This window comes from Kocuria sp. GQ42 (assembly GCF_059758435.1).
In genome coordinates, this window is record NZ_JCAXEN010000008.1 from 240,619 (window position 1) to 247,913 (window position 7,295).

Below are 7,295 nucleotides of genomic sequence, written 5' to 3' on the forward strand. Positions count from 1 at the left end.
GTGCGGAGGGCGCCCTCGGTATCGTGGGGGCATGACCACCCAGGACATCACCTTCCGCACCCGCAAGTGGGTCAAGCCGGAGGACCTCAACGCCAACGGCACCCTGTTCGGCGGCAGCCTGCTCCGCTGGATCGACGAGGAGGCGGCGATCTACGCCATCGTCCAGCTCGGCAACCAGCGTGCGGTGACGAAGTACATGTCGGAGATCGACTTCGTGAGCTCCGCCGAGCAGGGCGACATCATCGAGATGGGCCTGACCGCCACCGGGTTCGGCCGCACGTCCCTGACCATGCGCGCCCAGGTGCGCAACATGATCACCCGGGACCTCATCCTGAGCATCGACAAGATCGTCTTCGTGAACCTCGACCGGGAGGGGCGGCCCGCCCCGCACGGCTACACCGAGATCACCTACGACCGGGACCGGATCCCCACCACGGCGCTGCCCGCGGTGCACGGGAAGGGCCGCTGAGATGGCGGCGCGGCGGCTGCGCGCCGAGCGGATCACCGACTCCGTCACCTACCACGGCGAGGGGCCGTGCTGGTCGGAGTCCTGGGGCGGGCTGCGGTGGGTCGACATGCTCGCGGGGGACGTGCTGTCCCTCGGCGCGGGCGGCGAGGTGCTCCGCAAGCACGTCGGGGACGTCGTGGCCTGCGTGCGCCCGCGCGCGACCGGGGGAGCGGTGCTGGCGCTGGAGACCGGCGTGGCCCTCGAGGACCCGGACGGCACCGTCCACCCGGCCGAGCAGCTCTGGGAGCCCGGGGCGGTCCGGATGAACGAGGGCGGGGCCGGCCCGGACGGCTCCTTCTACGTCGGCTCCATGGCCTGGGACCAGACGGAGGGCGCGGCCACGCTCTGGTGCGTGCACCCGGACCTGCGCTGGGAGCCGGTCCTGGAGGGCGTCACCGTCTCCAACGGCATCGCCTGGTCCCCGGACGGCGCGCTGGCCTACTACAACGACACGCCCACCGGGAAGGTCGACGTCCTCGACTGGTCCCCGGACGGGGGTTTGCGGGGGCGCCGCACCTTCGTGGTGCCCGAGCTCGCGGAGGGGGACGTCCACCCCGACGGGCTGACCGTCGACGCCGAGGGCGCGGTCTGGGTGGCGCTGCACGGCGCCGGGCAGGTGCACCGCTACACGGCCGACGGCGCCCTGGACACCGTCGTGGAGGTCGGCGCGCGCCAGACCACCGCGTGCTGCCTGGGCGGGGAAGACCTGCGCACCCTCTACATCACCACGTCCCGGGAGAACCTCGCCCCGGACGAGGACCCCGCCGCCGGCTCCCTGTTCGCGGTCCGGGTCGACGTCCCCGGCCTGCCCGTCCTGCCGTTCGGGGGCTGAGCGCGGTGGAGAACCCCCGGCGCACCGCAGGTCTGCTGTGGCTGCTCGTGCTCGTGTGGGTCGTGGCCCTCGTGGGCTCCCTGCTCAGCGGGGGCACCTCCTCGGCGCTCTCCTTCGCCGTGCTGGCCGTGCTGTGCGCCGCCGGGGCGGTGTTCTTCGGCGCCCGGGCCCGCCGCTGACGGGCTCGGCCCGCACGCGGCGGGAGGCCCGGGTCTACCATCGTCAGCGAGGAGGCACCCATGACCGAGACCCCCCGGGCGGCCCCGGACGTCGTCACCGGCTCGATCCGCCTGCTCGCGGAGCAGGGCTGGGACGCCACGACCGTGGACCGGCTCGCGCTCGCCGCGGGCATCAGCCGGGCCACGTTCTTCCGCAAGTACGGGTCCAAGGAGGACATCGTCTTCGCGGACCACGCCGCGAACCTCGAGCGCCTCGAGCAGCAGCTGGCCCGGGCGGGGGAGGAGCCGGGCACCGATCCGGCCGTCGCGCTGCGGGACGGCGTGCTGCTGGTCTTCCGCCACCACCTCGACCACCGCGAGCGGGCGCTGGCCCGCAACGCCCTGCTCCGGCAGGTCCCGCAGCTGCGGGACCGGGAGCTCATCACGTCCCACCGCTACGAGCGGGTCCTGCAGCGCTACCTGCGCTCCGCGCTGCCCGACTCGCCGGGGCGGAGCACGCTGGCCACGGCGCTGTCCGCCGCCGCGGTGGCGGTGCACAACGCCGCCCTGCGGGCCTGGCTGCGCGCACCGGACACCGACCCCTCGGCCGAGCTGGCCGGGCAGCTCGAGCGACTCGCGCACACGCTCGTCTCCGGCTACGAGGACGGCGCGGCGCGGCCGGTCGCCGCGCCCGGGGCCCGCCCCGCCGTCGTCGTCACCGTCCTGGACCCCGGCGCGGACACGGAGGAGATCCTGGCGTCCGTGCGGGACGCCCTGCGCCGATGACTCAGACCTCGTCGGCGAGGATCGCGTAGATCAGCTCGTCGCGCCACTCGCCCAGCTGGCGGTGGCTCTCGCGCAGGGTCGCCTCCAGGCGCATGCCGATGCGCTCGCAGACCTTGGCGGAGCTCACGTTGAGGGCGTCCAGGCTCGCGCAGACCCGGTGGGCGCCCAGCTCGGCGAACGCGAACTCGATCGCGGCGCGGGCGGCCTCGGAGGCGATGCCCCGGCCCGCGTGGTCGGGGTGGACCACCCAGCCGATCTCGACCTGCGCGGCCGCCGCGTCCGTGAGGGTCAGCACGATCTCGCCCACGAGCTCCCGCGAGCCCCGGGGGGAGACGGCGAAGCGGACGGAGTCGCCGTCCCGGCCCCACGGCCGCAGGCCGCTGTTCTCGGCCAGGGTGCGCTCGCACTCCTCGCGCGTGCGCGGGCCCCGCCACGCGTACTGCGCGTAGTCCTCGCGGCTCTGGTAGGAGTGCATGGGCTCGAGGTCCGCGCCGTCGAAGCGGCGGAACGCGAGGCGCTCGGTCTCTGGGGGCAGCACGTCGATCATCACCAGCCAGAATACGGCCTGAACGCCCCGGAACCGCACGCCGCACCACGACACTGAGACTCAATCCCTTGACCTGAGACTCGGTATCAGTCAGAGTGGTGACGATCACACCACTCGTCAGGAGTCCGCCCATGGCACCCGCCCCGTCCTTCCCCTCCACCGTCGCGGTGGACGTCGAGCAGCTGGTCCTGCCCGGACGCTCCGCCCCCGTCGCCCTGGTGCGGCTGGACTCCACCCCGCCGGGCGGGCTGATCATCTGGGGCTCCGCGGCCCTGGAGCAGCTCCGGGACGTCCTGGGCTCGATCGACCAGTCGGCGGTCGAGGCCATCGTGGTCACCGGCAACGCCCGGTCCTTCGGCGCGGGGGCCAACCTCAAGGAGATCCGCCACGCCCAGCTCAGCGGCGTCTCCGACCGGTACGTGGGGCTCGGCCACGAGGCCTTCGGCGTCCTGGCCGACGCGAGCGTGCCCACCTTCTCCCTGCTCACGGGTCAGGCCCTGGGCGGCGGGCTCGAGCTCGCCCTGCACACGGACTACCGTGCGGCCCACCCGCGCACCGGCCCGCTCGGACTGCCGGAGTGCCGGCTCGGCTTCTTCCCGGGCTGGGGCGGCGTGCACCTGCTCCCGCACCTGATCGGTCCGGCCGCGGCGCTGCGCGTCATCGTGTTCGACTCCCTGCGGGGCCGGAACACCAGGGCGGCGGAGGCCCTCGAGCTCGGCCTCGTGGACGTGGTGCTCGACGCCGCCCCGGGGACCGGGGAGTGGGACACCGCCTGGCAGCGGTGGGTGGCCGGCACGCTCGACGCGCTCGACGCGGGGGAGACCCGCCGCCGCGCGGGCACGCCCGGCGGCGCCGGGGAGCAGGAGTGGCAGGACGCCGTGGACCAGGCCCGGGACCGCGCCGAGCGCACCTGGCACGGCGCGGCGCCGGCACCGCTCGTGGCGATCGACCTCGTGGCCGACGCCCGGACGGAGTCCCGCACCGAGAACGGGACGAAGGCCGTGGCCGCCTTCGCCGAGCTGGTCCGCGGGGACGTGGCCAAGGCCTCCCTCTACGCGTTCGAGCTCGTCTCGGCCCGCTCGCGGCAGGCCGCCGACGTGCCCGCCGCCGAGCCCGTGCCCCTGCGCAAGGCCGCCGTGATCGGCGCCGGCCTGATGGCCGGCCAGCTCGCCTCGCTCATCGCGAGCGGCGCCCGGATCCCCGTGGTCATGACAGACCTCGACGACGAGCGGCTCGCCGCCGGCGTGGCCCGGACCCGGGAGCGCTTCGCCGCCCAGGCGGCCAGGGGCCGGATCAGCGCGGAGCAGGCCGAGCAGCTCGGCGCCCTCGTCACGGGGGCGAGCGGGCCGGAGGACCTCGCCGACGCGGACTTCGTGATCGAGGCCGTCTTCGAGGACCTCGACGTGAAGAAGAAGGTGTTCGCCCAGTGGGAGCAGGTCGTGCGCCCGGACGCGATCCTCGCGACCAACACGAGCTCCCTGTCCGTCACCGCCATGGCGGAGGGCCTCCGGCACCCCGAACGGGTGGTCGGCTTCCACGTCTTCAACCCCGTGGAGGTCACCCCGCTCCTCGAGATCGTCGCCGGGCGGCGGACCGGCGACGCGGCCCTCGCGACCGCCTTCGAGCTCGCCGCGGCGCTGCGCCGCACGGCGGTGCGCGTCCAGGACGCCCCCGGCTTCGTGGTCAACCGGGTGCTGACCCGGCTGTTCGACGTGATCGTCCAGGCGATCGACGCGGGCACGGACGTGGCGGTCGCCGACCACGCCCCCGATCCGATGGGCCTGCCCATGACCCCGCTGCGGCTGCTCGACTTCGTGGGCCCGGCCGTGCTGCACCACGTGGACGAGACCATGCACCGGGCCTACCCCGAGCGCTTCGCGCGGTCCCCGTGGATGGACGCGGTGGTCGGGGCGGGCCTCACGCACGTGCTGCCCATCGAGCAGGCCCCGGGGACGGGCGCGGACGGCTACCTCGCCGCCGACGCCGCCCGGCTGCTCGAGCGGACCCGGGCGGAGCATCCCGCCGGCGCTCCCGTCCCGGCGGAGGAGCTGCTCGTGCGGGTGCAGGACGCCCTGGCCGAGGAGATCGGCGCGATGCTGGCCGAGGGCGTCGTCGCCGGGCCCGAGGACGTGGACCTGTGCATGGTCCTCGGCGCCAACTACCCCTTCCACCTGGGCGGGATCACCCCGTACCTCGACCGCACGGGCGCCTCCGAGCGCGTCCTCGGCCGCCGCTTCCACCAGGACTGACCCTGGCCCCGACCGACCTCCCGCCAGCCCACAGAACGAAGGACCCAGCCATGACCGCCACCCCCGAGACCGGCGCGACCCTGTTCCCCGCCGGCACCGTGGAGCCCGACTACGTCCTCGACAAGGCCCTCGACACCGACGCCGCCGGCGCGTTCGACGCGGTCTCCGACACCGACCGGGGGCACTGGATGCGCGCCCGCCGGTTCGTCCAGGAGGACCTGCTGCCCGTCATCGGCGAGCACTGGGACCGCTCGGAGTACTCCCTCGACCTCGTCCGCCGGCTCGGGGAGCTCGACCTGCTGCGCGACGGCGTGGCCGTCGACGGCTACGAGCAGATGTCCAAGACCGCCGCGGGCCTGATCAGCATGGAGCTCTCCCGCGGCGACGGGTCCATCGCGACCGTCTCCGGCGTCCAGGGCGGGCTCGCGATGCGGTCGATCGCCATGTGCGGGTCCGAGGAGCAGCGGCAGCGCTGGCTGCCGCGGATGGCCACGGGCGAGCTCCTCGGCGCCTTCGCCCTCACGGAGCCCACCCACGGCTCCGACTCCGTCAGCCTCGAGACCCGTGCCACCCCGGTGGACGGCGGCTGGGTGCTCAACGGGGAGAAGAAGTGGATCGGCAACGGCTCGATGGGCGGGATCACCGTGGTGTGGGCCCGCGCCGACGAGGACGGCCAGGTCAGGGGTTTCGTGGTCCCCCAGGAGAGCGAGGGCTACACCGGCACGACCATCCGCGGAAAGCTCGCCCTGCGGGCCATCCACCAGGCGCACCTCCGGTTCGAGAACGTCTTCGTGCCCCAGGAGAACGCGCTGCCGGCGGCACGGTCCTTCAGGAACACCGCCGACGTGCTGTTCGCGACCCGCATCAGCGTGGCGTGGGGCGCGGTGGGGCACGCCCAGGCCTGCTACGAGACCGCCGTGCAGTACGCGGCCCAGCGCGTGCAGTTCGGCCGCCCGCTGGCCGCCTCGCAGATCGTGCAGGAGCGGCTGGCCCGGATGCTGAGCGAGCTCACCCAGATCCAGCTCCTCGTGGCACGGATGACCGAGCGGGAGGAGGCCGGCCGGCTCACCGCCGAGCAGGCGTCGCTGGCGAAGTACACCTCCACGCGCACGGCCCGCTCGATCGCGGCCAACGCCCGGGACCTCCTGGGCGGCAACGGCATCCTCATCGAGAACCGCGTGGCCCGCCACTTCGCGGACATCGAGGCGCTGCACACCTACGAGGGCACCGAGACCGTGCAAGCCTTGATCATCGGACGCGGGATCACCGGCATCTCCGCCTTCGCCTGAGCTCGTCCGAGTCCACATGACGACGGCGCCCCGGCCATGCAGGCCGGGGCGCCGTCGTGCTCGGTCCGGCGGGGCTCAGAGGTCGGCGCCGCCGTGGAACGAGTCGTTGCTCGGGTCGACCTCGTCCTCGAACGCGGGGTCCTCGGGGACGTCGAGGTCCGCGATCGCCTCGCCCATGCGGGGCTCCTTGGGCGGGACCTGCTCCTCGCCCGCCTCGTAGCGGGCCTCCGCCGTCTCGTCCCGGAGCTCCTGCTCCGAGGGGACCTCCGGGTGCTCGGGGTCCACGCGCTCGTCCTGCGCGCCGGCCTCGGCGCCCTCGATCAGCGGATCCTCGCGCCAGTGCTCGGGGTCGACCTCGGCGGCGCCCTCGTAGGTGTCGGGGGTCTCCGGCAGCTCTTCCGGTGAGGTGCTCATCTGCTGTCCTTTCGGGTCGTGGCATCGATGTTCCATCAGCCTACGCACTGCCGTCCCCGCCGCTCCGGCCACCGGCTCGTCCGGTGGACGGGGGAGCGCCGGGAGCTGCGACGAGGAGGCGTCCGCCCGGCCCTCCGGGGTTTTGACGGTCCTGCGGGGCGTGTGTAATGTATTCCGAGTCGCCGCAAGGGACGCGAGAGATCGCCCCGGACGGCAACGCCGAATCCGGCGGACCGAACCCCCTCGAACCACCAAGCCGATCACCGCTGCGCGGTGGCCGACAGCTTGTGGGCCGGGACAGGGTCGGGTACGCTGGTGGAGCTGTTTCGGGCAGCAGTGAGGAATCGCTGCGGCCCACGGCACCGAATCCGGCAGATCCACGAATTCTTCTCCCGAAGAACTTTTTCGCCGCTGAGCGACGGAAAAGCGATTTGGGAAAGCGGAGAAGATCGGGATAAGCTGAGGAGGTCGCCGCGGGGAGAGCGAGAGATCGCGAGAACCGAGCGAAAAAG

8 protein-coding genes are annotated in these 7,295 nt (G+C 73.6%); 6 read left to right on the top strand and 2 right to left on the bottom strand.

Annotation, left to right across the window (positions count from 1 at the left end; translation table 11 throughout):
• The first annotated feature begins 31 nt into the window (after nt 1-31).
• The 4 genes from AC6CH6_RS16535 to AC6CH6_RS16550 are packed head-to-tail and all read left to right on the top strand — an operon-like array spanning nt 32 to nt 2,284.
• Nucleotides 32-469, top strand: coding sequence for an acyl-CoA thioesterase (locus AC6CH6_RS16535; RefSeq protein WP_498255944.1), 438 nt, complete (start codon nt 32-34; stop codon nt 467-469).
• 1 nt (nt 470) lies between these two features.
• The gene (locus AC6CH6_RS16540; protein ID WP_498255945.1) at nt 471-1,340 is read left to right on the top strand and encodes an SMP-30/gluconolactonase/LRE family protein; all 870 of its coding nucleotides are present in this window, start codon (nt 471-473) and stop codon (nt 1,338-1,340) included.
• A gap of 5 nt (nt 1,341-1,345) precedes the next feature.
• Nucleotides 1,346-1,519, top strand: coding sequence for a hypothetical protein (locus AC6CH6_RS16545; protein ID WP_498255946.1), 174 nt, complete (start codon nt 1,346-1,348; stop codon nt 1,517-1,519).
• Between the two features lie 60 nt (nt 1,520-1,579).
• Nucleotides 1,580-2,284, top strand: a complete 705-nt coding sequence (locus tag AC6CH6_RS16550; protein ID WP_498255947.1) for a TetR/AcrR family transcriptional regulator — start codon at nt 1,580-1,582, stop codon at nt 2,282-2,284.
• Between the two features lies 1 nt (nt 2,285).
• Here AC6CH6_RS16550 and AC6CH6_RS16555 read toward each other — a convergent pair whose 3' ends face one another.
• Entirely contained in the window at nt 2,286-2,831 is a 546-nt protein-coding gene (locus AC6CH6_RS16555; RefSeq protein WP_167508917.1) for a GNAT family N-acetyltransferase, read from the bottom strand.
• A 131-nt stretch (nt 2,832-2,962) separates the two neighbouring features.
• On the opposite strand from AC6CH6_RS16555, the gene AC6CH6_RS16560 reads away from it, so the two are divergent.
• Both AC6CH6_RS16560 and AC6CH6_RS16565 read left to right on the top strand, forming a co-directional pair.
• Entirely contained in the window at nt 2,963-5,080 is a 2,118-nt protein-coding gene (locus AC6CH6_RS16560; RefSeq protein WP_498255948.1) for a 3-hydroxyacyl-CoA dehydrogenase NAD-binding domain-containing protein, read from the top strand.
• 50 nt (nt 5,081-5,130) lie between these two features.
• On the top strand, nt 5,131-6,369 hold the full coding sequence (locus AC6CH6_RS16565) for an acyl-CoA dehydrogenase family protein (protein ID WP_115163522.1): 1,239 nt from the start codon (nt 5,131-5,133) through the stop codon (nt 6,367-6,369).
• 75 nt (nt 6,370-6,444) lie between these two features.
• Here the strand turns inward: AC6CH6_RS16565 and AC6CH6_RS16570 are convergent, their stop codons facing one another.
• Nucleotides 6,445-6,783, bottom strand: coding sequence for a hypothetical protein (locus tag AC6CH6_RS16570; protein WP_498255949.1), 339 nt, complete (start codon nt 6,781-6,783; stop codon nt 6,445-6,447).
• Nucleotides 6,784-7,295: the final 512 nt, after the last annotated feature.